Source organism: Streptococcus sp. WM07, assembly GCF_004570525.1.
Classification (GTDB): Bacteria; Bacillota; Bacilli; order Lactobacillales; family Streptococcaceae; genus Streptococcus.
The window spans coordinates 1-25,993 of the sequence record NZ_SPPZ01000021.1; the positions used below are offsets into that span (position 1 = coordinate 1).

The following is a 25,993-nucleotide window of genomic DNA, read 5'->3' on the forward strand; positions in this document are numbered from 1 at the left end:
TTCCACCATCAAAAGAAAAAGTGTTGTTTTTAGAATTGTAATTTGTTAGACTGAACATATGGGTTTCCTTTCTATTTTGATTTGGTTTGCGCTTATATCATAAAGGGGAAATCCTTTTTTGTCCAGTAAAAAGTCTCACCTAATGGGTGAAAATCAAAAACTTCCAGAAACCATGATGTATCAGCGATTCTGGAAGTTTTTTTAGTTATGTATGAATAATTTGGGTTTATACCTAAATCAAACTCTCCATCCCTAAACATAAAATGATTATTTAGAAACAGTCTCTGCTCCACAAGTTGCTAGAAATGCGACTAATGCCGCAACACCAGCAATTCTTCCAGCAATTGTAGTAGCCAATTTAGCTGCTGCTGCTTCAAACTTACCAGCCTTGAATCAATTAACCACTCCTTTCAAACTAACGAATGATATTGTTACTCCCATTTGTAAACGGCAAAGATTACAAATTTTAAAATTTTATCCTTTTCTTTTTTCGAATAAAAAGAAAAGACCCTCCCGTAGGAAGGTCTCTTAACGATTCGATTAAGCTTTGTTAGCTGAACCGAATACGTCGATACGTTCTTCAACTGTACCTTGAACAGCTTTGATACCGTCTGCTAAGAATTTACGTGGGTCGAAGAGTTTTTTCTTGTCGTACTCAGCTTCGTTTGCTTCGTAGTTACGTGCAAATTCACGAGTAGCATTTGAGAAGGCGATTTGTGATTCAGTATTCACGTTGATTTTTGCAACACCAAGTTTGATAGCTGCAACAACTTGATCATCAGGAATACCTGAACCACCATGAAGAACGATTGGGAAACCTGGTACAGCTTCTGCCAATTTTTCTAGGTGATCCAATGCAAGACCTTCCCAGTTTTCTGGATATGGACCGTGGATATTACCGATACCAGCTGCCAAGAAGTCGATACCTGTTTCAACCATAGCTTTCGCATCTTCGATTGGTGCCAATTCACCTTTACCGATGATACCATCTTCTTCACCACCGATAGTTCCAACTTCTGCTTCTACAGAGATTCCTTTAGCGTGAGCCAATTTAACAACTTCACGAGCTTTTTCAAGGTTTTCTTCAATTGGAAGGTGTGAACCATCAAACATTACTGAAGTGTAACCAACTTCGATACATTCAAGAACGTCTTCGTAGTGACCGTGGTCAAGGTGGATTGCCACTGGAACAGTAATTCCCATTGACTCAACAAGATTTTCAATCATGTTTTTAGCCAATTTGTAACCACCCATATATTTTGCTGCTCCCATTGATGTTTGAATCAATACTGGAGCTTGTTTTGCTTCCGCTGCACGCAAGATAGCTTGAGTCCACTCAAGGTTGTTTGTATTAAAACCACCAACTGCGTAACCATTATCGCGAGCTGCTTGAACAAATTTTTCTGCTGAAACGATTGCCATGTAAACGGCCTCCTCTAATTTTTTTGGGGAACCCCCAATACATTGTTTATTTTATCACGTTTATTAGCAAAATTCTAGCCCTATTCGCATTTTGCCATGAAAAAAAGCTAACCTTTCGGTTAGCTACTTTGCGGAGAGAGGGACTTGAACCCTCACGACCTAAAGCGGTCACAGGATCCTTAGTCCTGCGCGTCTGCCAATTCCGCCATCCCCGCTTGAATACTTAATTAGTATACCAGTCATGGGATAGCTTGTCAATTGTTTTTTGAAAAAAAGTTACGAAATTTTCACTTTTTTAACCCAACCTTCTGGAGCTGGTCGATCTCCGTATTGAATTCCTACTAATTCATCATAGAGAGCTTTAATTTGTGGCCCGGCTTGATCTCCCTCCGTAAAACGATAAACTGTTTCTCCAGCGGTAATACTTCCGATAGGAGTAATAACTGCAGCCGTACCACAAGCACCCGCTTCCACAAAGCGATCTAACTGATCAACATAGACATCTCCTTCTTCTACTGTCATTCCGAAACGGTACTCCGCTAAGTAAAGAATAGAATATTTGGTAATAGAAGGCAGAATTGAGGGAGACTGAGGAGTCACCAAATGATGATCCGCTGTAATACCAAAGAAATTCGCTGCTCCAACCTCTTCAATTTTAGTGTGAGTTTCTGGATCCAAGTAAATCGCATCTGCATACCCAGCTTTTTTAGCCAACATTCCTGGCTGGAGACTGGCTGCATAGTTACCAGCAACTTTCTGGGAACCCGTTCCTCGTGGTGCAGCTCGGTCATAATCACTAATCACAAAGTTCCCCGGCTGCAATCCACCCTTAAAGTAAGGACCTACAGGCATTACAAAAATAGAGAAGATATATTCACTAGCCGGAACAACTCCGATAGCATCCCCAACTCCGAACATAACAGGACGAATATAGAGTGAAGCACTTGTTCCGTATGGTGGAACCCAGTCCGCATTCGCAGCAACCACCTCATGAACCGCTTCTACAAATTTATCCTCTGGAAAAGCAGGCATTAGTAATTTTTCTGCAGACCGTCTCATTCGCTTCGCATTTTCATCGGGACGAAAGAGCTGGATATCCCCTTCTTTGGTGCGATAAGCTTTTAAGCCTTCAAAACAAGTTTGACCATAATGTAATACATTCGATGCTTCACTAATCGTCACCATTTTTTCCGTCTCGATACCACCTTCAGACCAGGCTCCACCCTTATAATAAGAGCGATAGCGTTTGCCCGTATCGATATAGTTAAAACCAAGGTTATTCCAATCCATTGTCTCGGGTGTTACTTTATTCATTCTTCTCTCCTTCTAACGATTCACGTCGAAATAATACATTTCTGGTGTATAAGCTGTTAATGTTTTGTTCAATAACCAGTCAATCATGAAAGCACTCGTAAACGGAATCACAATCCAAACAAAGAGCATCATAGGAAGACCAAGACCTGGAAGTGAAGCCATCGGCCCAACCAAGCCAACCAGACCAAACCCACCTGAGGCAGCTGTTCCAGAAACATTGAAAAGAGCTACCGGAATCGCACATACCACTGCATTTGCCAAAAAGGCTAAGCCCATAATAGGCCGACGGAAAAAGTTGGGCATCATCATCTTCATGGACCCCAAGGCAATCGCCAAAGTCACACCTGGTCGGTTAACTTTCAGAGAAGCCATAACCAAAACAGCTGTTGTAGCCGCAACTCCCATAGCAGAGGCTCCCGCTGCAACTCCTTCCAAACCAATTGTGATGGAAAGAGCAACCGTAGAAAGCGGTGAAACGATAAAAAGTGCGAAACACATACCGATGAGGATACTCATCGACAATGGAGCAAGTTCTGTAAAGCTATTGATCACATCACCAATTGCTTGTGTACCAGCACTAACATAGGGAAGGGTTAGCAAGCCAAGGTAGCCAGCTCCAAGACCAACAAGAATTGGCAACAAAATCAAGCTCATGGATCCTAACCGATCTCCAAGAAGTTGGATCAACCAAACGGCAATAGCGGCTGTAATCATCGTATTCAACATAACTCCAACGCTAACCAATTGCGTAGTCGGAACACCATCAACCGGAACAATTTTCCAAGCCCCTGATCCGAGAAAAGCTGCCCCACCCACTGTAACAGACTGCATTGGATTCAACTGAAATTGTAAAGCAATTAAAACACCAGCCATTAAGGGAAGTCCATATTGGAAAACCCTCGCAGCATCCGCCAGTGTTTGGAGGCCTGTCCAACCATTACTAATCAGATATTTAAAAATCTCACTAAGAACTGCATTAGGAATGAGGGCCACGATAACAGACAAGGCTGCTCCCGTTAATACAGCATTGATAAATGCCCAGCCAGTCATAGGTTGTTTCGATTCTGTCATAAAGACCTCCTACACATTTCAGAGAATTCTGAATATTTTTGTCTATTCTACATAATTTTCAGAAAATTAGCAATAACTTTTTAAGATTTTTTTTGAAAAATTGCAAGGAAAAAGAATCGTTCAAAATCAACCTAACTTAACCGGAAAAAGGAAGTAAGAAAGGACTCTTTCACACCATCTTGTTCGTTACCAGTCCATATTTCAAGCTATAAGCTGAAAATATCTTTCCCATCCCCTGTTGATTGGAGCAAATTAGAAACAAACAATACGAACGATTGTAATTCGCTTCGCAAACTCTACAACGGATACTCAAACAAGCACTGAGTCAAAGAATCTTCTCTAACTAAAAATAAGAGGCTGGTCCTTAAGCCCAGCCTCCTTACCTATTTCCTCCCCTACTTAAAAGGGTCTGCTAATTGAAAACCACTACCGGTTTGATAGAACTGGCCACCAGATACATAGTGAACTGGACGATTCTCCGGTTCCACATGATCTAGATGCCAACGTCCATCATAAAACACAGAATCATCCGCCCAAGCAGCTACAATACGTCCCAAAAAGAGATCGTAAACGGTCTGATTGCGTACCTCAGGAATAATCTCACAGACAAGCCAAGCCAAGCAATCTTCCAATAAAGGATATCCCTGACCACTTGGATCAAAGAAAGACAATTTCTCTAATTTATCCTCATGGATATGGCGACTTTTAGCCAGCTCAATGATTAAATCGGCTTGAGCTGCACGTGGAATTTGTAAAATAAAATAGCCACTTTTCTCCATGATCCGCCGTGTATAATTCCCAGAATCCATAACCAAACTAAGAATATCCGTAGCAACCGTCCCCACCCAACCAGCAGGCATAATATTTTTATCCTCCTCGGTGGCACTGGATACAAAGGTCACAGGCGATAAGGCGAGAATCCGATGGGCTTTCTCTAAAGATACTTCCCGAATCATATTTTCTCCAATCTGAAAGGACTAGTTGACAAAGCAACCAGCCCTTTTGTATATTGTACTCGCTAATAATCAACAATGAACCTCAGAAAGAGAGTCGTAGTCTTGGTTCAATTTGATTTTTGTCTTGTATTATTTCGCGTTCTCCACAGCCGCAGTCACAAAAGCTCGGTAAAGTCCATCTGGACGATTCGGACGGCTAGAGAGTTCAGGATGGTACTGGCAGGCAACAAAGAATTTTTTATCTGCCAATTCAACGATCTCAGCTAGACGGTTGTCTGGTGACACACCCGAAAAGACAAAACCTGCATCTTCAAATTCTTTACGATAGGTATTGTTAAACTCATAGCGATGACGATGACGGTGTTGTACCACTTCTTGATTGTCATAAGCTGCAGCGGCGCGACTACCTGGTTTCAGTTTAGCTGGATAAAGACCAAGACGAAGAGTTCCTCCCATATCTTCAACATCCACCTGATCACGCATCAAATCGATAACTGGATACTTGGTTTCTGGATTCAGTTCTGCAGAGTTGGCATCAGACATGTTCAAAACGTGACGAGCATATTCCACACAAGTCAACTGCATACCCAAGCAGACACCAAGCATTGGTACGTCATGCTCACGCGCATAGCGAATCGTCTGAATCTTCCCTTCCGTACCACGCTGACCAAAACCTCCAGGAACAATAATACCGTCTGCTGCGGATAGTAGTTCTTCAACATTTTCTGCGGTCACATCGTTCGCGTTGATCCAGTCAATTTTCACTTCTGCATCATTTGAATAACCAGCATGCTTCAAGGCCTCTACAACAGAGATATAGGCATCTTGAAGTTCAACATATTTCCCAACAAGGGCAATGTTGACTTGTTTCTTCAAGTTCATAACCTTATCAACCATGGCAGACCATTCTGTCATATCTGCTGCTGGCGCATCAATCTTCAAATGGTCACAGACGATCTGATCCATGTTTTGAGCTTGAAGATTGAGCGGAATTTGGTACAGATGCTCCACATCCAAGGATTCAATAACAGCTTCTGGCTGTACATCACAGAACTGAGCCAGCTTATTCTTAATTCCTTGACTAACTGGTTCTTCTGTACGGATAACCAGCATATTTGGCTGAATCCCTAAACCACGTAATTCTTTAACCGAATGCTGAGTTGGTTTAGTTTTCATTTCCCCTGCAGCTTTCAAATAAGGAAGAAGGGTTGTATGAATATACATTACATTATCTGAGCCAACGTCTGCTTTCATTTGACGAAGGGCCTCAAGGAAAGGCAAACTCTCAATGTCTCCAACTGTTCCACCGACCTCTGTGATGATGACATCAGAATCCGTGGTCAAAGCAGCACCTTTAATTTTTTCTTTTAAAGCATCTGTGATATGTGGGATAACTTGAACAGTTGCGCCCAAATACTCACCACGACGCTCCTTCCGAAGAACTTCACTGTAAATTTTACCAGTCGTGACATTGGAATATTTATTCAAGTTAATATCGATAAAACGTTCATAGTGTCCCAAATCCAAGTCTGTTTCTGCACCATCATCCGTCACAAACACTTCACCGTGTTGATAAGGACTCATTGTACCTGGATCAATATTGATATACGGGTCAAATTTCTGAATGGTTACTTTAAGCCCACGATTCTTCAAAAGACGGCCCAAGCTAGCTGCTACAATCCCTTTTCCGATTGAGCTGACTACACCACCTGTTACAAAAATATACTTTGTTGTCATGATTACTCCTTCAATTAAAACAGGGAGTGATTCAAATCATTCACTCCCCTCGCTCATTCATACGAGATCAGTTCTTCCCAATTCGAAGAGAATGAGGGCGCATGGTGCTTGAAAAAAATCCAAACGGAAAGAGAGGATTAGTCCTCCACGTCATCATCCTCATCGTCTGCTTCACCGACTTCAACATCCTCAGCTAACTCTTCTGGAGCTATTTCGTTGATTTCAGCGTCATAAGCTTCCGCCTCATTCTTCTCATCATCTGGATTCTCGTCATCATAACTCATAGAATCCTCATCTTCAGCGTAGTTATCTTCATCTTCTGGATCATCATCGCTGTAATCGATGGCATCGCTATCACTAGCGATAAAGGCATTAACGCGTTTCTTCTTGCGTTTTTTAGGTGCTTCCTCATCGTCATTTTCTTCCAAGGCGATAATTTCCTCATCAACTTCATCCACAGCGTACCAAGAACGGAGACCCCATTTGTTTTCACCGAGAGAGATAAAGCTACCATCGACGTTTAATTCTGTGTAAAAAAGAGGAAGAGCTTCGCGAATCTCGCTATTGCTTTTCTCCAAATACTCTTGAATTTCATTGACTAGATCACTAAAGTACATTTCGTGATCCCGTCCACGACCTTCTAAAATGGCACGTGCCACTTCAATCATGGAAAGTTCACTTTTTTCCTGTCCAGCAAATACTTCTAATTCCAAAGTCGTTCTCCTTTTTTGTCATTCTCTTTATTGTACGCTATTTTTAAGGATTCGTCAAAAAAGAAAAGAGGCTGGACACCTGGCCAGTCCCTTTTCAGGATGTGGAATAGGAATTCCAATCCTCTTTATTCATTAACCTTAGCAGTAGCTGATTGGTGTCTTCGTTCGCTAACTAGCTCCGAAGAACACCGCATCAACGTTAACATGAACCATGTTTCGTTCATGATACCACTCGAACAGCTCTCAAGCTACCTTCAGAGCAAAATACTACTGTCTAAATTTTTGAAAATTTAGAGTTAGGCCACTCCTTATTTTACTGTAGCTGTTGAAGTAATCAATTCAACTGCTTTTTTAACACTAATATCATGTTTCAACATATCTGCTGAAAGGAGGCTACGCACTTGCTCTACTTCCATACTGTAAGCTGCTGCCAAGTCTTCGATTTCTTGATTGATTTCATCGTCACTTGCATCAAATCCTTCTGCTTTCGCAATAGCTTCGATTACAAGGTTTGTTTTTATACGGCTTTCTGCTTCAGCTTCGTATTGCTTGTGCAAGTCGTCTTGAGTTGTACCAGTGATTTGGAAGTACATTTCTGGTGAAATTCCTTGACGTTGCATATTTCCAAGGAATTCATTCACAGAACGATGGACTTCTTCATGAACCATTTCTGATGGAAGGTACACAATTTCAGCATTTTCTACAGCTTTTTCAATAGCAGCTGTTTCAACAGCTTCTTGGTAAGCTTCTTCTTTGGCTGCTGTCATCTCTTTGCTGTATTTTTCTTTCAATTCAGCAAGAGTTTCAACTTCTTCATCAATATCTTTTGCAAGTTCATCATCAAGGGCAGGTACTTCTTTACCTTTTACTTCATGAACAGTTGTTTCAAATTTAGCAGCTTTACCTGCCAAATCTGCCGCTTGATAATCCTCTGGGAAAGTAACTTCAACGGTCACAGTTTCACCTGGTTTTGCACCAACCAATTGCTCTTCAAAACCTGGGATGAAAGATCCACTACCAAGTTCAAGTGGGTAGTTTTCACCTTTACCACCGTCAAACTCAACACCGTCAACAGAACCTACAAAGTCGATAACTACTGTATCTCCTTCAACAGCTGCATCTTCTTTGATAACCAATTCTGCCAAGTTATTGCGCTCGCGTTCGATACGTGCATCTACTTCTTCTGCTGATACTTCTTTATCAGCAGTCACAGATACTTCTAGGTTTTTGTAATCACCCAATTTTACTTCTGGTTTTGTCACAACAGATGCAGAAATTGTCCAATCTTGACCTTTTTCCATTGAAACAATATCAAATTCAGGTTGTGCAACAACCTCAACTCCTGCTTCCTTAACAGCTGCTTCATAAGCTGCTGGCAAAAGAGCATTCAAGGTATCTTGGTAAAGAGCTTCTTCACCAAAACGTTGGTTGAAAACCGCACGTGGAAGGTGACCTTTACGGAAACCTGGAACATTCAAAGAACTTTTCACACGGTTAAATGTACGATCCAACTCAGGCTTAATCACATCTTGAGCGATTGTGAATGTAAGCAATCCACGGTTTGTTTCTTTGTTTTCAAATTTCACAGACATGCTGTCTACTCCTTAAAATCTTTAATCTGTATCATTTTATCACAAGTCGTCAGCAACTTCAATGATTTTAGAGGGCTTTCTAAAATTTCCGAATAGGGTCTAGGGCATATTCTGCCCGAGCTCCTCCAATCAGTTTGGGACGGCTGGCTAGAGCAGTCACATGAGCTCCTCCCAATTCACGTTTCGCTAGACGAACAGGTACTTGGACATGTTTGACATGCATGCCAATCGCTGTATCACCAATGTCCACCCCTAGATCAGCGGTAACAAATTCCACAACCACTGGGTCCTCCAGAACTTGCATAGCTGCCACTTGTCCACTACCACCAGCATGCGGAGTCGGAATGACTTGAACAATCTCCCAACCTCGAGCTTGTGCCAAGGAACGTTCCACTACTAAAGCTCGATTGATATGCTCACAGCCCTGAACGGCTAGAAAAATCCCCTGCTCTTTCAGAAAATGGTAGAGAGCCGAAACCAAGGCCTGCCCAACCTCCAGACTAGAATTACGACCAATAAAACCACCAACTACCTCACTGGTTGATAGCCCTAGTACAAATACTGAATCCGCAGATGCCTGGGCGCGTTCAATCAACTCCTTCGCTAGAGCTACAACATCAATTTTTAGTTCCTCTAAATCAGACATGTCTCCTCCTTAAAAGCTGAACCAAGACTTGAGCCAGTAGAAAACCTAAGAAGCTCTGGATAAAGTTCGGAAGGATTTCTGGAATAGCTGCGGCTACTCCGTACATTAAACTAGAGGCTCCTGCATAAATAGCTACCATAAATAAACTTGAAACCAAACCAGATAGCCAGCGTGAAGGAAGAACGCCTTGTGCCAAACGTCCCTGACCTCCGTGAGCCAAGAGACTAAACAAGCTCCACTGAGGATAGCCCAGCAAAAGATCCAAGAGAAATCCTCCCAAACCGCCAACTAAGGCCCCTTGACGACCGCCCAAATAAAAGGCTGCCGTATAAACTCCCACATCTAACAAAGAGACAAAACCTGTGGCAGTGGGCAACTTAATGTAGCCCAATACAACGGTTGCTGCTATAAAAACCGCTGTCTGACTCCAGTACTTTATATTATTTGATTGCATACGGACTAACTCCCCATTCATCTGCAACCTCTATGGCTGCTGTCACAAACTGCTTGGCTAGATGACTGGCTTTGACCACATCCTGCCCTTGTCCCAGGTAGGTGGTCAGACTCGAAGCCAATACACAGCCACTACCATTAATCGTTCCTTGCTCTTGAGGCGTTTCCAGATAAAAGCCTGACTGGCCGGTCCAGACAAAATCAAGCGCTACAGGCCCCGGTAATCGGGATCCCCCTTTGAGATAAACCGCTGTCCCGAATTGACGAGATAATTCCTCGGCCCCTGCTTGTAGGTCAGCCTGATCACACAGATCCCGCCCCAAAAGCAACTCGGCTTCTCGAAGATTGGGAGTCATGATTTGGCTTAGGGCCGCTATTTTTTGAAACACCTTAGCCCACTGTCCCAAAACTTGATCCTTATTTTCTTTTAAAACCAAAACAGGATCAAAAACAATCGGAACCCGCTGTCTCCCTTTAAGCCAATGATAGACCACATAAGCATGCTCTGGACTTGGTAAAAGACCAATTTTAATGGCCGCAAAAGGCACATCCGCAAGACTCATTAGTTGCTGTTCCAACTGGAGAGGAGTTAGCGGCTGAACTTGGAATTCATCTGCTACTAACGCCGTCACGCAAGTCACGGCTACAAAGCCCTTCGCACCAATCTGAGTAATGGTCGCTAAATCAGCTTGCAAGCCACCACCTGAAAAGATATCACTACCGGCTATGGTTAAGATCTTGGTCATATAAAATCTCCTTGAGATAGAGGCCCTGAGAGGCTGCTGTTGGGCCAGCCAGCTGACGATCCTGCTTCTCTAGAATCAAAGGAATCTGCTCTACTGGCATACGACCATTGCCAATCTTAAGCAAGGTGCCAACCATATTCCGAATCTGCTTATAGAGAAAACCGTTCCCGGAAAAGGTCAAGCGAAGCAAGTGCTGTGCTTCATCCACTTCTAAATTCACAGCGGTAATCGTTCGGATCTTGTTTTCAACAGATGTCCCTGATGCCGTAAAACCCGTAAAATCATGTGTCCCTAAAAAAAATTGCAGAGCTTGACTCATTTTTTCGAAGTCCAATGGATAAGGGAAAGGTGTCGCTTGATAGCGCAGGAGCGGATTCTTAGGCCGACCATAGTCTACCAAGAATTCATAGGTTTTATGATGAGGCCAATAGCGCGCATGAAAATCGTCTGGCACCAACTCCACCGACCGCACAGCAATATCCTCTGCACTCTGTGTATCCAAGGCAAAACGCAATTTTTCCACATCCCGTTTCCCCGGTAAATCAAAATGCACCACCTGCCCAAAAGCATGAACGCCGGAATCCGTCCGCCCCGCCCCATGAACCTGAATTTCCTGACCACTGGCCAACCGCGTCAAGGTCTTTTCCAACTCCTCCTGCACCGTCCGTGCCTGAGGCTGACGCTGGAAACCAGCAAAATCCTTGCCATCATAAGCAATCACAGCCTTGTATCTGTATTTTTCCATGTCCCTATTTTAACAGGAAAGCCCTGACAGAACAAGAAAAAGAGCAGAAAACGAAAAAGACCAGGATAATCCCGGTCTAAATTCCTAGTGATCTCTGTACTTGCCAAGACAAGTTCTTCATCACAGGCTTATCAAGGCAGTTGCGAACTGCGTTCGCTCTTTTTGTCGCCATGAAAAAGGTCACAACGGACCTTTTTTATGGCTCCTTACAGACTAGATTCCTTCAGAGAAGGAATCTTAGAAGTTGCGAACTGCCTTCGCTCTTTTTGTTACCATGAAAAAGGTCACAACGGACCTTTTTCATGGCTCCTTGCAGATTAATTTAGTTCTCCGAACTAAATTAATCTGCATCAAACATTTTTTCAAAGAAGTTCTTTTTCTTCGGTTTCACTTTAAGGTCGCCTGCATTGGCAAAATCCATGAGGGCTTTTCGTTGATCATCGTTAAGGTCGGTTGGAGTATCAACGATGATGGTGACATATTGATCCCCTTGGGCTCCACCACGGAGGCTTGGAGCACCCTTGCCTCGGAGACGGAAGCGTTTGCCAGCCTGAGTTCCTTCTGGGATCGTTAATTCAACATCTCCGTGAACGGTTGGGACATCCACTGTATCTCCCAAGGCTGCTTGCACGAAATTGAGATGTAGGCGGTAATAGATAGTTGTTCCGTCGCGTTCAAATTTGTCAGAAGCTGCGACGTGGATAACTACGAAGAGATCTCCGTGTGGACCACCGTTATAACCTGCTTCACCTTGACCAGATAGACGAATTTGCTGATCTGTTTCAACACCAGCTGGCACACGAACCTCGACTGTGTGAGCTTGATTTTCACGTCCAGATCCATGACAGGTATTACATGGATCCTTAATCTCTTGTCCACTTCCATGACAGACATCACAGGTTACTTGGCGACGCATCATTCCAAGTGGAGTTTGAGTATCCACATTGATCACACCAGCTCCTCCACAGCGGCTACATTTAACAGGACTTGTTCCTGGTTTAGCACCCGATCCATCACAAGTGTGACAGGAAGACTCACGATTGTACTTAATTTCCTTGGTTGCTCCAAAAACAGCTTCCTCAAAGGTCAGATTCACACGGTATTGCAGATCATCCCCTTTACGTGGCGCATTAGGATTGCGACCACCGCCACTCATACCGCCACCAAAGAAACTTGAAAAGATATCTTCAAAGCCACCAAAACCGGCACCATCAAAACCAGAGAAGCCTTGGCCGCCACCAAAACCGCCATTAGCCCCAGCTGCTCCAAACTGGTCATAAGAAGCCCGCTTTTGCTCATCCCCTAAAGTCTCATAAGCTTCTTGGATGTCCTTATACTTCTGCTCTGCTCCAGCTTCTTTATTAATATCTGGGTGGTACTTTTTGGATAACTTCCGATAAGCCTTCTTGATCTCATCCTGAGAAGCAGACTTGGAGACCCCCAGTCGCTCATAAAATTCTGTATTGTTCATAGTCAGATACAAAAGGCTTTAAACGGACACAACCAAAACAGGAGTTTTTACACAGAACGCAACCGCCCTAGGAAAAACTAACTGTCGGGCACTGTCCGTAGCCCGTGTTCATCTCTGAACACTTTCCTTTCTTTCAGAATAATGGAATCATCCCGCATATAATAGACAATTCCTATTTACCCAAAAACAGAGGTTGGGCAAGCCACCTCTGTTTCAGTCATTCAAGCCTCGCTCCTCTATTTTTAGACGAGGGATAAAGATATCAGGAGGAACTCGAGATATCTTTTCCACTGGACTTACATCGCTCTCCTATTTCTAGGCGAGGGATAAAAATGTCCACTGGACATTTTTATTTTTCTGTAAACTCTCCGTCTACAACATCGTCGCCTTGGGCTGCGTCTGTTGCACCTTCAGCTCCTGCTTGGGCTTGTTGAGCGGCAGCTGCTTGCTCATACAATTTCACTGCAAGAGCTTGAGCTTTTTCATTGAGAGCTTCCAATTTCGCTTTCATATCGTCCAAATTGTTAGCTTCTTGTGCTGCTTTCAATTCGTCCAAAGCAGTTTGTGCTTCCGCACGCTCTGCTTCAAATTGACCTTCTGTGTCTTTCAAGGTCTTTTCAGTTGCGAAAATAGCTTGGTCAACTTCATTACGGAGGTCAACTTCTTCTTTCCGTTTCTTGTCTGCTTCTGCGTTCGCTTCTGCGTCTTTCATCATGCGATCGATTTCTTCGTCCGTCAAGCCTGAGTTAGACTGGATAACGATGGTTTGCTCTTTCTGAGTACCAAGGTCTTTAGCCTTAACAGAAACGATACCGTTTTTATCGATGTCGAATGTTACTTCGATTTGAGGAATACCACGAGGTGCTGCAGGGATATCTGTCAATTGGAAACGTCCAAGCGTTTTGTTATCCGCAGCCATTGGGCGTTCACCTTGAAGAACATGGATATCTACGGCTGGCTGGTTGTCTGCTGCAGTTGAGAAGACTTGTGATTTAGAAGTCGGGATCGTTGTGTTGCGTTCAATCAAAGTTGTGAAGACACCACCCATTGTTTCGATACCAAGAGACAATGGAGTTACATCAAGAAGAACAACGTCTTTCACATCACCAGAGATGACACCACCTTGGATAGCAGCACCCATAGCTACAACTTCGTCAGGGTTAACAGATTTGTTTGGCTCTTTACCAGTTTCAGCCTTAACAGCTTCAACAACAGCAGGGATACGTGTAGATCCACCAACAAGGATAACTTCATCGATTTCAGAAAGGGATAGACCTGCATCTGAAAGGGCACGACGAACTGGTTCTTTGGTACGCTCTACCAAGTCACGTGTCAAGTCATCAAATTTAGCACGAGTCAAGGTCATTTCCAAGTGAAGTGGTCCTGCTTCTCCGGCTGTGATAAATGGCAAGCTGATTTGAGTAGAAGTCACACCTGAAAGATCTTTCTTAGCTTTTTCAGCTGCATCTTTCAAGCGTTGCAAGGCCATTTTATCTTGTCCTAGATCAATGCCATTTTCTTTTTTGAATTCTGCAACCATGTGGTCGATAATCTTCTGGTCGAAATCGTCACCACCAAGTTTGTTATCTCCAGCTGTTGACAATACATCGAAGACACCGTCACCCAATTCAAGGATAGATACGTCGAAGGTACCTCCACCAAGGTCAAAGACAAGGATTTTTTCTTCTTTGTCTGTTTTATCCAAACCGTATGCAAGTGCGGCGGCAGTTGGCTCATTGACAATCCGCTCTACTTCAAGACCTGCAATTTTACCTGCATCTTTAGTTGCTTGACGTTGTGCATCGTTAAAGTAAGCTGGAACAGTAATAACCGCCTTGGTTACTTTTTCACCAAGATACTCTTCCGCATAACCTTTCAAGTATTGAAGGATCATGGCTGAGATTTCTTGTGGAGTGTAGTCTTTTCCATTAGCAGAAACTTTTTCAGAAGTTCCCATTTTAGATTTGATGGAAATAATTGTATCAGGGTTAGTTACCGCTTGACGTTTTGCGGCATCACCAACGATGATTTCACCGTTTTTGAAGGAAACAACAGATGGAGTTGTACGGTTTCCTTCTGGGTTTGCGATGATTTTTGGCTCAGTTCCTTCAAGAACTGCTACTGCTGAGTTTGTTGTACCTAAGTCAATACCAATAATTTTAGACATATGTATTACCTCTTTTATTTTTTCTTCTCTATCGTTACTAGTTTAATGACATTTCGGTCAGATAGGATACAAAGCCCGTTAATATGTCAGAAGACTTTGATGCTATACTGCGCGACGGTTGAGGGAAGGATTCGATGATAAGACTTCCCTCAACCAAGTAAGAGAGCTAGGCAAATCGTCCTATAGCGATTGCCGTTACACCTTGAGCTGCTTTAACAGCCAACGTGTTTGCTCAGTTGTAAACAACGACCATTGCTGGACGTAAAATCCGGTCATGTAATTTATAGCCTTTTTGGAAGACTTGAGCGATTGTATCCGCTGGGTGGTCTTCATCGGCTGGTTGGGTTTGAATAGCCATGTGGAAGTTGGGATCAAAGTCGCCAGAGACGTCAATTTCTTCGATACCTTCTTCTTTCAAGGCATGGATGAGACTTTCTTGAACCATTTCCAAACCTTTTTTCACATCGTCTGTCAATCCTTCAACAGCCAAGGCACGTTCTAGGTTGTCAAGGGAAGGTAGAATCGCTTTCCCTAGGTCTTGGCTGCGGTATTTTTGCAACAATTGACGTTCTTCTTGCCCGCGGCGTTGGATGTTTTGCATCTCGGCTACAGCCCGCAGGTGTTTATTTTCCAGTTCTTCAATTTTGGCTTGGGCCAGTTCCAGTTCAGATGGCTCAGCCGTTTCTTCTGTTACTTCTTTAATTTCTTGTTCAAGTTCTTCTTTAATTTCTTCAGACACAAGAATCCTCCTTAATGCACTTCATAATGATTGCTACTGAGGTAGCGGTAGAAATCTGTCAGCTTCATCGTCATGACGCGACTGACCGATTCAATCAGACTAAGTAACCGTTGATAGTCGCTATTCACCGGCCCCACCAGACTTAGAAGTCCATAACCTCGATAAGGGATTAAGAACTGCTTGCTCATGAGACTTAAATCTGCCAATAGTTGGCTAGAAGAATCTGCAATCCGAATCAATTGTTCTTGATTCTCTGACCAACCTTCGCGTAACTCAAGAACCAGCTGTTGTTCATTGGTGAAAAAGCGATAAGTTTCCAGCCCCACTTCCTGCAGTAGGTGCTCCTGTCCTGATGTTACTACTTCTTCTGCGAAAAGTTCCGAGAAGATATGTTCGATTAAGGCGGTAACATTATCAGGCGAAAGGAAATAGCGTTGAACCACTTGCGGAATCTCAGTGCGAATCTTATAGTGAATTGAAAGCACGGACTCTCCCAGCAAGCGATCCCGAACCATGTCCCTGAGCTGATATAGATGTTCCACCAGAAAATTCCGGGGAATCACCAACTCCTTGGTCAGGATTCTGGAATCATCTAGGGTCATGACCACCAAGGCTGTGTGAGACCCTAGAACAACTAAATCAAATGCTGTCAGTCTTTGATGACTGGGCTCAACGTCCAGTACAAAAGCGGTTAATCCTGTCATTTCTGACAAAAGATCTGCCCCTCTTTGGAAAATATCCTTCAATTGGAAGAAATCATCATCAAAGGCTTTGAGAATTTGAAAAACTTCCTCTGGAGGAAGAGTCGTCAAAGCCATCGAGTTCTCAATATAGTATTGATAACCCGCAATACTTGGCTTGCGACCACTGGAAGTATGGGACTTTTCTAATAATCCCAATTTTTCCAAGACTGCCATATCGTTCCGAATAGTTGCACTGGAAGAAGCAATTCCTTCTTGCAAACGTTTGGAACCAACTGGCTCATGGGTCTCTGTAAAAAGTTCAATGATCATCCTTAGGATGGTCTCTTGTCTTTCGGTAACCATGCTCCCTCCATCAGATTAGCACTCCAACACTTCGAGTGCTAACTTATGATTCTATTATACAGCATGGTTTCTCCCTGTCAAGAACTTTTACTTAAAAAATTAGCACTCATCTAAAAAGAGTGCTAATTTCGCTATCTGACACACAAAAAAGCCTGATTTTACAGGCTTTTTCAACTCTATCGGTCTTAAGACTGATTTTGATCCAACCAGCTTCGCCCTTCTTGACGGTAAGACAAATCACCCACTTCTAGAACCTGGAACTGACCATTTTCATAGCGGAGACGTGTCACACTGCCATTATCTAACACTACAAAACGCTGACCATTCAAAAGATACAAGAGTGTTCCAATACTCATACCATGACAAACCACTAAGGCGTTACCACCACCTGCAGCCTCCATCTTTTTAGCCAAATCTTCAATCCCAGCTAAAAGCCGTCCTCGTAACTGCTCCCAAGTCTCCGCCCAATCAGCTGTATCAGCTTCATAGATTGCATTCGCCATATCCTCATAAGTCATCTCTTCTAGCGAATCAAGCCCCGCAATCCGTGGTAAGATGGTGAAGAACAGCTCGTCATCATAGACTCCGTCATTAGAACCAAAAGACCATTCTCGCATGCGGGCATCGTAGGTATAAGGAATTTCACCTTTGAGCCCCAACTCCGTCAACAAAATATCCATCGTCATAATCGTTCGTCCTAAATCACTAGACAAAGCACGATGAAAACTAATTCCTCGTTCACGCAGACCCACACCTAATTCTCGAATCCCTTCTTGCCCTTGACTCGTCAAAGGGGTATCACTCCACCCTTGGGCCCGATGCAAGGTGTTAAACATAGTCCGACCATGACGCACAATATACAAATCTGTTGCCATTTACACTTTCTCCTCTGCAAAACCCTCTAAAGCTTTTTCCAACATTTCCAAAGAAATCCCAAACATCGCCAAACGCTTAGGCAGCTGCTTGCCATTAGAATAACCAATCCGCAAAACTTCTCCGACATACTCCCGCCGTTTCCGACTGTCTGACCCTGCCAAGAGGCCCAGATGCATCAAATCCGCCTGAGAAATCAAATCCTGCTGCTCTGGAGACCTCCCTGCAAAGGCGCTATCCAAAGCTTCTTTCAAAGCTTCAAAATCGGCATGCTCCACCCCTAAAGAGCGACCTGCTGTTTTCGACTTGGGCACTGCCTCACCACGTTTAAGAAAAGCTTGTCCCACTGCCGGCACAGCCTGACTAATCATCTTACGAATTCGCTCACCATGATAATCGGGATCTGTAAAAACAATGACCCCTCGTTGCGCTTGCAAACGGGCAATTCGCTCAATATCCTCTTGTGATAGTGCAGAACCACGAGTTTCATAGGTATCCACCTGGAAAAAACGCTTGAGATTGGCTGTATCATCTCGTCCCTCAACCACTACAACAGGGCCAATAACAGGCTTCATAGTTGCTCACCATCCAGCCCGAAAACCTGCCAAGCATTAGCAGACGTTGCTGCTACTAACTCTTCCAGACTGATCCCCCGCAAATCCGCTACCTTTTCCGCCACATAACGGGTATAGGCCGTCCGATTTTCCTTACCTCGATAGGGTACCGGTGCCAGGAAAGGAGCATCTGTCTCAAGTAAAATCCGATCTAAAGGTAGCTTTGCCGCTGCCTCTTGAATCTCTAGCGCTTTTTTAAAAGTGACAACACCTGAGAAAGAGATCCACATCCCTAATTTCATAAATTTTTCCGCCATCTCTAAAGAACCAGAATAAGAATGCATAATCCCCCCACGAGCAGGGAGCCCTTCATCCGCTAAAATGGCATAGGTATCCTCCAAAGCATCCCGGGTATGAATAACCACCGGTAAATCTAACTCCTTCGCCAAACGAAGCTGCCGCCGGAAAACGTCATCCTGTACTTCTTTAGAAGCAGTCATCCAATGATAATCCAAACCAATCTCACCCAAGGCTACAACTTTAGGATGAGCTAAAACTTGACGCAGATAGGCTTCCACCTGATCATCATAGGTCCCCGCTTCCGTCGGATGCCAGCCCAGAGTCAAGTAAATAGACTCTTGGTCAGCCAAAGCCAAAGCCGCCTCAATCGATTCTTGGTCAAACCCCACCACATTGTGCCAAACTACTCCCAACTCACGCGCCAACTCAAGCTCCTCTTCCAGCCGACCTGCAAACTGTTTTAAATTTAGGTGAGTATGTGTATCAAAAATTTTCATAGCTTCCCTTCTATACGAAAAAAGAGGCCTGATATACCATCACTACCTCTTTTCAATGTTTATTGGTTTAGAACCCACTAGACTCGAGTTTCTAGCAAGCTCCCCACGCATTAAGCTGAAAGAACTTTACGTCCCTTACGACGACGCGATGCAAGCACACGACGACCGTTCTTAGTAGACATACGGTGACGGAAACCATGCTTACGTTGACGACGAATTTTACTTGGTTGATAAGTACGTTTCACGAGAATACCTCCTCTTAGATTCTTTGTATTCGTTTAGCCGGCTAGTTGTGATCAGTTACTAAACATACCTTGCTATTTTAAAGGAAAAATGGCGGGTTGTCAAGGGAATCAAACAGAAAAAAAACTTGTAAGCGGTAAAATTACTATTTTCAGAATCATTTTAACGCAAATTAAAAATATCAAATTTATGAATTCAAATTTCAGGGGGTGTTTTCGACCTCATTCTTCTAAGCTATCTCAAAATGAATAAAACTATATGTCAATAAATCCAATATGTCTTATAACCCGTCCACCAATATTTCGCCAAATAGTTGACATAAAGTGATCGCTTATTCCCTTGATTAAAAAACATGTTTCGAACTCTATTCAGAGAATCTTTTCTGTTCTTAATAGATTCCACATAGTCCATTAGATAATCGTTTTTGTCAACTTTTCCGTACCTATTTGAAACTCTCTTCGAAAGTTTTATCAGCAAGTTCAAAACTTCATCTAGAGATTTCGAGCTATCTGCTACTCACTCCCCTAATTTAAGCTTGACTTTCATTGAGCAAAAGTCAGTCTAACAGAATACGTTTCGACTTTCATCCTCCTACCATACAAAATTATCCAACAAATCATACTCATCCACTAAGCAATCCAAAAATTTCTGGAACTCACTAAAATCATAAGACATTCTTTTTCCTTTTAATTTTCCTTCATCCATTATTTTTCCAACTTCCAGTAAGAAGTCCATCAATTCTTTCAGTTGCTTATCATAATTTGAGACAACCTCAATCAACTCAGGAATCTCCATTCGAGATTTTCGATTCCGTTGACTTTCCTCATAAATTTCAAAAATTCCATAGAGGATAGCTATAAATTCATCATCCATTCGGAAATACGTTTCGAAAAAGTTATCATCTATCCATTTATCCAAACTCCAAGCTAAATCAGCAACTAGCTCGTATCCATATAAAATTTCAGAAAATCCATTAGCTAAATCAAGGTTCAAACGAAGAAAGCGATTTGCCAAATCCTGCTTCTCTTCATACAAATCTAAATATGCAAAGGAAATATCCAATCGGTGTCTGCGGACATCATTAACCAAGCGTAATCGAGCACTTTCCTTGAAATCCGAAGATTCATCTTCTTTGATATCCTGTTCCAACTCCTCTAAAATATCTATAACCTCCAGAATTTTTTCACTCTTTTTTTCACGTATCTCTTCAGTATCATCAGCCTCATAACGTGGAAGATGTTTTAATGTTGTGGCTTCTAATTCTTTCAATTTAATTCTATAAAAAACATTGGCTTTCATATTGGCTAATTCCTTCCAAAAAAGGGAACGGTTGTCTCTCCTTTTCCCTTTTTACTTGCATTCTATCTTCAAAGTGCTATTATAGTGTTATAAGAGGTGGTCTAGTGACCACCCCGTAGAACCGTTTAAGACGGTGACTCAGGTTAACTAAAAAGCATTAGCCATCACTGGTCAAAGTAAGACGGCTAATGCTTTTTGTGTTTTCTGCTAAATAAATCGAGGTAGAGACGCATCAGATTAATCACAAATGTGCCAATCTTCAGTATCCACTCAACGATCTCTGCGAGAGACAAAAAACATCTCCTTCCTTTTAGGGTAGAAATGGTCGCCTGCGTTGTTACGCATAGGCATCACCTTCCTTCATAAAATCTAGGAGTCACCTTCTTAACTTTTCTACTCTTCCATCTTAACAAATTAATTTAGAAAAAGAAAAGATTTACCTGTTTCAAAAATAAAGATTTTCATATCTGTTTTCTATTTCAAAAATACATTGAATTCTGCATCATCCCTCCAAGAATCCGAGACCCTCCAACAAAAAAGAGGTTGAAACAACAGTCTCAACCTTCCTTTTTAGTAAGTGAAATCACTTTTACGCAGTGCTTGATTGGTATTTTAGTTCGCTTTCAGGCTCCGAAAGCAACCTAAACAACAGTGCGGAGGTGAAACTACGAACGATTTTTACAATTAAAATCGTTCTGCCCCACTCTCCCTTTTTACTTGAATCCTATCTTAAAAGTGCTATTATAGTGTTATAAGAGGTGGTCTGATGACCACCAAGTAGCACCCGTAAGAAGATGACTCAGTTAACAAGAAAACCTCCCCGTCTTCGGCAATGTCATTAAGTTAAGAGCTAGCATCTAAAATAAGGCCACTTTTGGGAGTCCCAATCTACATAAGGGTTTCGAATGTGGTCTTTTTTTTGAGGTAGAAGACGTATAGATAAAGGATTCTGAGATTAGAAATAAGTAAGCATTAATCAAACACAAATATTAATTTCCACATTTCCTAAAATTTCTAAAACAATAAACAAATAACAGTAACATAACAGTTTTTTAATTCATCCAAATTGTTTTTAGTCTCCATAATTAGTTATAAATGGAAAAAACTTGATTTTCATCAATTCTTAATTTGTCTTTATAAATTGAAATTTTATCCAATAAATATTTAGATACAGTCATATTCAATGGCGCTTCAACCTTCTTTTCAGGAGATGTATAAACTATTTTAGGCCCTTTATAACTAACATTCTCTAAACATATCGGGCTAAGATATAAATTCTTATTTTTCTTCTCGTATTGAAGGTTAGTTATTTTAAAAGTTTTTTCCGTAATACCATCAATAGACTCTTCATACTTTTCTGCCATATATTTATATAGATTTTCTACTCTTGTTGAGATCTCTCGAATCGGATAACCAATTTCAATATCTGTAAGCAGTTGATTCTTTATAAGAAACTCACGTGGGTTGTTAACAAGTTTATAAATTTCTTTTTTAGGAACCACCTTAATCTCAATACTGGAAATATTTTCTTTAATTAACCCTAAACTCTTATCCTTGACAAATATCCATTGGAATAAATAGTATTCAGTAGCAGAATAATACCCATCTACATCTTTACTAATCGCCCAACCTTCTTGAAACTGATTCCTTTGAATACTGCCAAGCTCCATTGCAAAGGTCAGTAATCCACTTTCTCCTTCAACAGCATAGTAATCTTGAGCTGCCTTGGTATCGACAACATGGTAGTCATCATCATCAAATATTTTATTTGATTTTATTTTCAAATCAGAACCACGTAACTGGTCTATCTTACCCTCAGTTACTTCAATTTCAATATCTGGCACATGTCGCTCTAAAAGTTCTATAAGCACTGTTGTTAACATTTTTTCATTTCTATGATCATAGCTCCTTCTAGATATGTTACTGACCAAATCTACACCTCCAACAATTAACTTTCAATTTGGTGAAACAACAATTATTAATCCCATTTCCCATCCAGCACTTCTTTAATAAACTTCTTCGGTAACCAAAAGGAATGTTTTGTAATTTTCCGTCCATCTGGCAATTCATTTGTGTCAGACACCTTACCTTTCCCAACAAATACTCCTGGCTCAACCTCATTGTAAGTATTTGATGCGTGGAGCTTTGTAAAAAGAATTTTATTCACTCGGCTTTGAGGAAAATTAGTTGAGACCTTATTATCCTTGACTGTCAGTTGCACCCCTTCATTGAGAATATTCCGGGTTTCAGTCCAGACTCGCTTAACCTCATCTAAAAGCCTATCAGGGAACCCCCAAAACTTGACTCCATCCAAAACAAATACTTTTGATTCAACTTCTCGAAAAATTACAAATAAGAAGCGTTTATTGTAAATTTCCAAGTAAGGTTGGGATTCTTCCCACATGCTATTAGATGCTAATTCTTTAAAATCGTATACTTTAAAAGGCGAATCTTCCTTAGGTAATCCATCCTTATTTACTCGAATCACACGCAAGTTCATATTAGCTTTTTGAAATTCTTGTGTCTTATCAAGATCACCCGTAATTCCTAACATTTTTCGGATCAACAGATTGTTTCGATTCTTGGACTTTGGATTAGTGTCAAATTTCGCATAAAGTTCATCTGCACACTGTCCTTTGTAAGCCAAGATTTTCTCGGATATGATGTCTGTAAATGACTTATTCTCACCTCTTGCGGTAGCAACAACACTTTCCTGTTCCTCTTGATTAAATATCTTATTATTAATCAAGTAGGTCATGTAACTACTTTTTAATTCCCAAGCTCTCTGCTTAGCCGGCTCATCACTATATGGTTGCTTACGAAAATCCTTCCCTTTTCCCGCACCTTTCGTACAAGTCGATAAATAATTCCCATCAGATTCAGATAATTCGTGAGCTTTACCTGCTTTAATTTTATCTGTAATTCTTTTATAATCTTCGAGAATGGTAGGCATATCTTCTTCAAACCATTCGTACAAAAAGGCCTTTTCAATCACATAGTCTGCCATTGTTGTGTCCGGAATTAGACCATTGTAGAAAAGCAAGAGGATTTTTGAACACTTTTCCCACAGATGTGTTGAGTAAAAGTCATCTAAATTTTCTTCCATATAATTTAGAATGGTTAACACCAAACGTTCCTTAGCACTAATAGTTCCATTTTTATTCACTTTGAATGGTGTAACTTTCAACTCAACACCAATCTTATCAAAGTCAGCCGCTGAATCACTATTTGGATTATAGCCATAAAAATATTTTTCTATATAGTTTCCATATTGTCCTTTAGATTTCATACTAATAGGCTTATCACTCACCTCAGAAACAGTATTTAGCTGGAAATCAGAATAGGTTTTATATATGGATTCCTGATACTCCGCAATAATTTCTTCAAATCTCTTTTCCAGAAGAGCTTCGGTATAGTGCAAAACACTTTGAAGGTCACCATCGTTATAATCAAATAATTTCATAGCAAGCATTTTCTCCAAAATCAATTATCTAATATTAGTATACCAAAACCTACAGGTTGATCTCTTGCCAAAAATACGTTATAATACTCTCATGCAACTTTTAGAACAAGGGAGAAATTATGAATATCCTTGAATTATTTGCCGGAGTAGGAGGGTTTCGAATTGGTTTAGAAAACGCTGATGAGAAACTATTCCAAACAAAGTGGGCAAACCAATGGGAGCCATCTCGGAAATCCCAAGATGCGTTTGAAGTATACAATTATCATTTCCCAGATAGCGAAAACATCAATTACAGTGTAACTGATATCACAGATGAAAAATTTGCATCCATGGATGCAGACATGATTGTTGGAGGTTTTCCATGTCAAGATTACTCCGTTGCCCGTTCCAAGAAAAACGAACAGGGAATAGAGGGTAAAAAAGGAGTCTTATTCTGGGAAATTGTTCGTGCTACGAAAATTACACGCCCAAAATATCTCATTCTGGAAAACGTTGATAGACTTCTTAAAGCACCTTCTAAGCAACGTGGGCGTGACTTCGCCATTATGTTAACAGCTTTTAATAACCTGGGCTATTCTGTCGAATGGCGTGTCATTAACGCAGCTGAATATGGCCGAAGTCAACGACGTAGACGTGTTTTCTTTTTTGTATATCGAAATGATACAGAATTTGCAAAAAAAATTGATAGGGAATTTGAAAATACCAACGTTATCTTTGAAGAAAATCGCTATGACAACTATATTTTTCACAGCGGTCTATTTGCAACACAATTTCCTATCAAACCAGAACCAGTAAAAAAACGCCAAGTCTATTATGAACTTTCTAATGACATTGTTGAAGTGTCAGACTCCTTTACTGGAACAGTTTGGAACACAGGCGTTATGCGCCACGGTCGATACTATTCCATCGATACACAAGAAAACTACAATGGACAGCCTATCACACTTGGTCAAATACTCCAAGATGAGAACGATGTTCCTGAAAACTACTTCATCACTGAACCAGAAAAACTAGAAAAATTCCAGTATTTACGAGGTGCCAAAAAAATCGAGCGTACTTCTGCTGACGGTCATACATATACTTATTCCGAAGGTGGAATGTCCCCCACGGATGATTTAAACCTTCCAGGAAGAACAATGCTAACAAGTGAAGGGACAATTAATCGCTCAACCCACTTCTTAAAAGTTAACAATCGATACCGACTCATCACACCTGTCGAAGCTGAACGGCTCCAAGACTTTCCCGACAACTGGACTGCCAAGAAAAAACTTGCTGATGGTTCAATCGTTAATGTATCTGACAGAATGAGAATGTTTTTTATGGGTAATGCTCTCGTAACAGATATTGTACGCCAAATTGGATGTTTTATTAGTAAACTAGAAAAAGAAGGTAAGCGCCCAATAACAGAGTATATTGACAAAACTCCAAGATTATAAGCAGATTGCTTTTAATCTTGGAGTTTTCTTTATCTACAATTCTCTTGGATTTTTGGAGCCCATGGTAAATAAGCCTCTAGAACCTCTTTTTTTACGAGAGTCTCCTCGTTTGGCAAATGTTCTAGAAGATAAGCTATATATTTTTCACTATCAAGTTGATGGACTTTGGCTGTCTCAAGCAGAGTCATGATAATAGCACTTGACTCTGCTCCCTCTAAACTTTGGGAGAATAGCCAATTCTTACGTCCCATAACCAAGGATTTAATAGCCCTCTCTGCCAGATTATTAGAGAGAACTAGACGTCCATCTTCCAATACAGTCTTGAATGTGGACTCATAATCCAAACTGTATTTAAGAGCACGGCCTAACTTAGACTCTGGTAGGACATACTGCTCCCGACACCAATCAAAGAATTCTTCCATCAAGGGACGGAGCTCTTCTTGTCGTTTTTGATGTCTGATTTCTGATTCTAGCTCCTCCCACTGTCTTTCTAAAAGAAACATCCTATCG

At 41.5% G+C, this 25,993-nt stretch carries 25 protein-coding genes and 1 tRNA gene; 1 reads left to right on the top strand and 25 read right to left on the bottom strand.

The features are described 5' to 3' along the window. Positions 1-540: 540 nt before the first annotated feature. From E4T71_RS03910 to E4T71_RS04020, 24 genes are all read right to left on the bottom strand, one after another. Positions 541-1,422, bottom strand: coding sequence for a class II fructose-bisphosphate aldolase (locus E4T71_RS03910; RefSeq protein ID WP_135037109.1), 882 nt, complete (start codon positions 1,420-1,422; stop codon positions 541-543). A 129-nt stretch (positions 1,423-1,551) separates the two neighbouring features. Beyond that, a tRNA-Leu gene (locus tag E4T71_RS03915) sits at positions 1,552-1,637 on the bottom strand. Positions 1,638-1,698: 61 nt separating this feature from the next. Beyond that, positions 1,699-2,736, bottom strand: a complete 1,038-nt coding sequence (locus E4T71_RS03920) for a branched-chain amino acid aminotransferase (RefSeq protein WP_135037112.1) — start codon at positions 2,734-2,736, stop codon at positions 1,699-1,701. A gap of 12 nt (positions 2,737-2,748) precedes the next feature. Then, positions 2,749-3,807: a PTS sugar transporter subunit IIC gene (locus tag E4T71_RS03925; RefSeq protein WP_135037115.1), complete on the bottom strand. Its 1,059-nt coding sequence runs from the start codon at positions 3,805-3,807 to the stop codon at positions 2,749-2,751. A 395-nt stretch (positions 3,808-4,202) separates the two neighbouring features. After that, positions 4,203-4,763 carry a flavin reductase family protein gene (locus E4T71_RS03930; protein ID WP_135037118.1) on the bottom strand — a complete coding sequence of 187 codons (561 nt, stop codon included), beginning with the start codon at positions 4,761-4,763 and terminating at the stop codon, positions 4,203-4,205. Between the two features lie 129 nt (positions 4,764-4,892). Beyond that, on the bottom strand, positions 4,893-6,500 hold the full coding sequence (locus E4T71_RS03935; protein WP_135037121.1) for a CTP synthase: 1,608 nt from the start codon (positions 6,498-6,500) through the stop codon (positions 4,893-4,895). A 137-nt stretch (positions 6,501-6,637) separates the two neighbouring features. After that, the gene (rpoE, locus tag E4T71_RS03940) at positions 6,638-7,213 is read right to left on the bottom strand and encodes a DNA-directed RNA polymerase subunit delta (RefSeq protein WP_135037124.1); all 576 of its coding nucleotides are present in this window, start codon (positions 7,211-7,213) and stop codon (positions 6,638-6,640) included. Positions 7,214-7,521: 308 nt separating this feature from the next. After that, a complete protein-coding gene (gene tig, locus E4T71_RS03945) occupies positions 7,522-8,805 on the bottom strand; it encodes a trigger factor (RefSeq protein ID WP_135037127.1) in 1,284 nt (427 codons plus the stop codon). 79 nt (positions 8,806-8,884) lie between these two features. Next, positions 8,885-9,451, bottom strand: coding sequence for a TIGR01440 family protein (locus E4T71_RS03950; protein ID WP_135037130.1), 567 nt, complete (start codon positions 9,449-9,451; stop codon positions 8,885-8,887). Further along, positions 9,444-9,905 (bottom strand): ECF transporter S component, encoded by a 462-nt coding sequence (locus E4T71_RS03955; protein WP_135037133.1) that lies wholly within the window; start codon positions 9,903-9,905, stop codon positions 9,444-9,446. Before E4T71_RS03955 ends, E4T71_RS03950 begins: the two co-directional genes overlap by 8 nt. Then, positions 9,892-10,650, bottom strand: coding sequence for a bifunctional hydroxymethylpyrimidine kinase/phosphomethylpyrimidine kinase (locus E4T71_RS03960; protein WP_135037136.1), 759 nt, complete (start codon positions 10,648-10,650; stop codon positions 9,892-9,894). Before E4T71_RS03960 ends, E4T71_RS03955 begins: the two co-directional genes overlap by 14 nt. Continuing rightward, positions 10,622-11,395 carry a tRNA pseudouridine(38-40) synthase TruA gene (gene truA, locus E4T71_RS03965; RefSeq protein ID WP_135037139.1) on the bottom strand — a complete coding sequence of 258 codons (774 nt, stop codon included), beginning with the start codon at positions 11,393-11,395 and terminating at the stop codon, positions 10,622-10,624. Before truA ends, E4T71_RS03960 begins: the two co-directional genes overlap by 29 nt. Positions 11,396-11,735: 340 nt before the next feature. After that, positions 11,736-12,866 carry a molecular chaperone DnaJ gene (gene dnaJ, locus E4T71_RS03970; protein WP_135037142.1) on the bottom strand — a complete coding sequence of 377 codons (1,131 nt, stop codon included), beginning with the start codon at positions 12,864-12,866 and terminating at the stop codon, positions 11,736-11,738. 349 nt (positions 12,867-13,215) lie between these two features. Then, positions 13,216-15,033, bottom strand: coding sequence for a molecular chaperone DnaK (dnaK, locus tag E4T71_RS03975; protein WP_135037145.1), 1,818 nt, complete (start codon positions 15,031-15,033; stop codon positions 13,216-13,218). A gap of 232 nt (positions 15,034-15,265) precedes the next feature. Then, a complete protein-coding gene (grpE, locus tag E4T71_RS03980; protein ID WP_135037148.1) occupies positions 15,266-15,772 on the bottom strand; it encodes a nucleotide exchange factor GrpE in 507 nt (168 codons plus the stop codon). Between the two features lie 11 nt (positions 15,773-15,783). Beyond that, the gene (hrcA, locus tag E4T71_RS03985) at positions 15,784-16,818 is read right to left on the bottom strand and encodes a heat-inducible transcriptional repressor HrcA (RefSeq protein WP_135037152.1); all 1,035 of its coding nucleotides are present in this window, start codon (positions 16,816-16,818) and stop codon (positions 15,784-15,786) included. A gap of 185 nt (positions 16,819-17,003) precedes the next feature. Continuing rightward, complete coding sequence (locus E4T71_RS03990; protein ID WP_135037155.1) at positions 17,004-17,693, bottom strand: histidine phosphatase family protein; 690 nt, start codon at positions 17,691-17,693, stop codon at positions 17,004-17,006. Beyond that, entirely contained in the window at positions 17,694-18,266 is a 573-nt protein-coding gene (gene rnmV / locus E4T71_RS03995) for a ribonuclease M5 (protein ID WP_135037158.1), read from the bottom strand. It lies immediately after the preceding gene. Then, complete coding sequence (locus tag E4T71_RS04000) at positions 18,263-19,042, bottom strand: TatD family hydrolase (protein ID WP_135037161.1); 780 nt, start codon at positions 19,040-19,042, stop codon at positions 18,263-18,265. The genes rnmV and E4T71_RS04000 overlap by 4 nt, the downstream gene beginning before the upstream one ends. A 110-nt stretch (positions 19,043-19,152) precedes the next feature. Next, entirely contained in the window at positions 19,153-19,287 is a 135-nt protein-coding gene (gene rpmH, locus E4T71_RS04005; RefSeq protein ID WP_000831903.1) for a 50S ribosomal protein L34, read from the bottom strand. 259 nt (positions 19,288-19,546) lie between these two features. Beyond that, positions 19,547-19,696: a DUF6339 family protein gene (locus tag E4T71_RS10535; protein WP_368773480.1), complete on the bottom strand. Its 150-nt coding sequence runs from the start codon at positions 19,694-19,696 to the stop codon at positions 19,547-19,549. A 180-nt stretch (positions 19,697-19,876) separates the two neighbouring features. Next, positions 19,877-20,584 (bottom strand): hypothetical protein, encoded by a 708-nt coding sequence (locus E4T71_RS04010; protein ID WP_135037164.1) that lies wholly within the window; start codon positions 20,582-20,584, stop codon positions 19,877-19,879. A 1,085-nt stretch (positions 20,585-21,669) separates the two neighbouring features. Next, the gene (locus tag E4T71_RS04015; RefSeq protein ID WP_135037167.1) at positions 21,670-22,467 is read right to left on the bottom strand and encodes a hypothetical protein; all 798 of its coding nucleotides are present in this window, start codon (positions 22,465-22,467) and stop codon (positions 21,670-21,672) included. Between the two features lie 95 nt (positions 22,468-22,562). Next, a complete protein-coding gene (locus tag E4T71_RS04020; RefSeq protein WP_135037176.1) occupies positions 22,563-24,056 on the bottom strand; it encodes a Sau3AI family type II restriction endonuclease in 1,494 nt (497 codons plus the stop codon). A 110-nt stretch (positions 24,057-24,166) separates the two neighbouring features. Here E4T71_RS04020 and dcm point away from each other — a divergent pair, with 110 nt between their 5' ends. Next, complete coding sequence (gene dcm / locus E4T71_RS04025) at positions 24,167-25,483, top strand: DNA (cytosine-5-)-methyltransferase (protein ID WP_135037170.1); 1,317 nt, start codon at positions 24,167-24,169, stop codon at positions 25,481-25,483. Positions 25,484-25,512: 29 nt separating this feature from the next. On the opposite strand, the gene E4T71_RS04030 is transcribed toward dcm, so the two are convergent. Further along, a partial coding sequence (locus E4T71_RS04030) for a transposase (RefSeq protein WP_135037173.1) occupies positions 25,513-25,993 on the bottom strand: 481 nt, incomplete at its 5' end.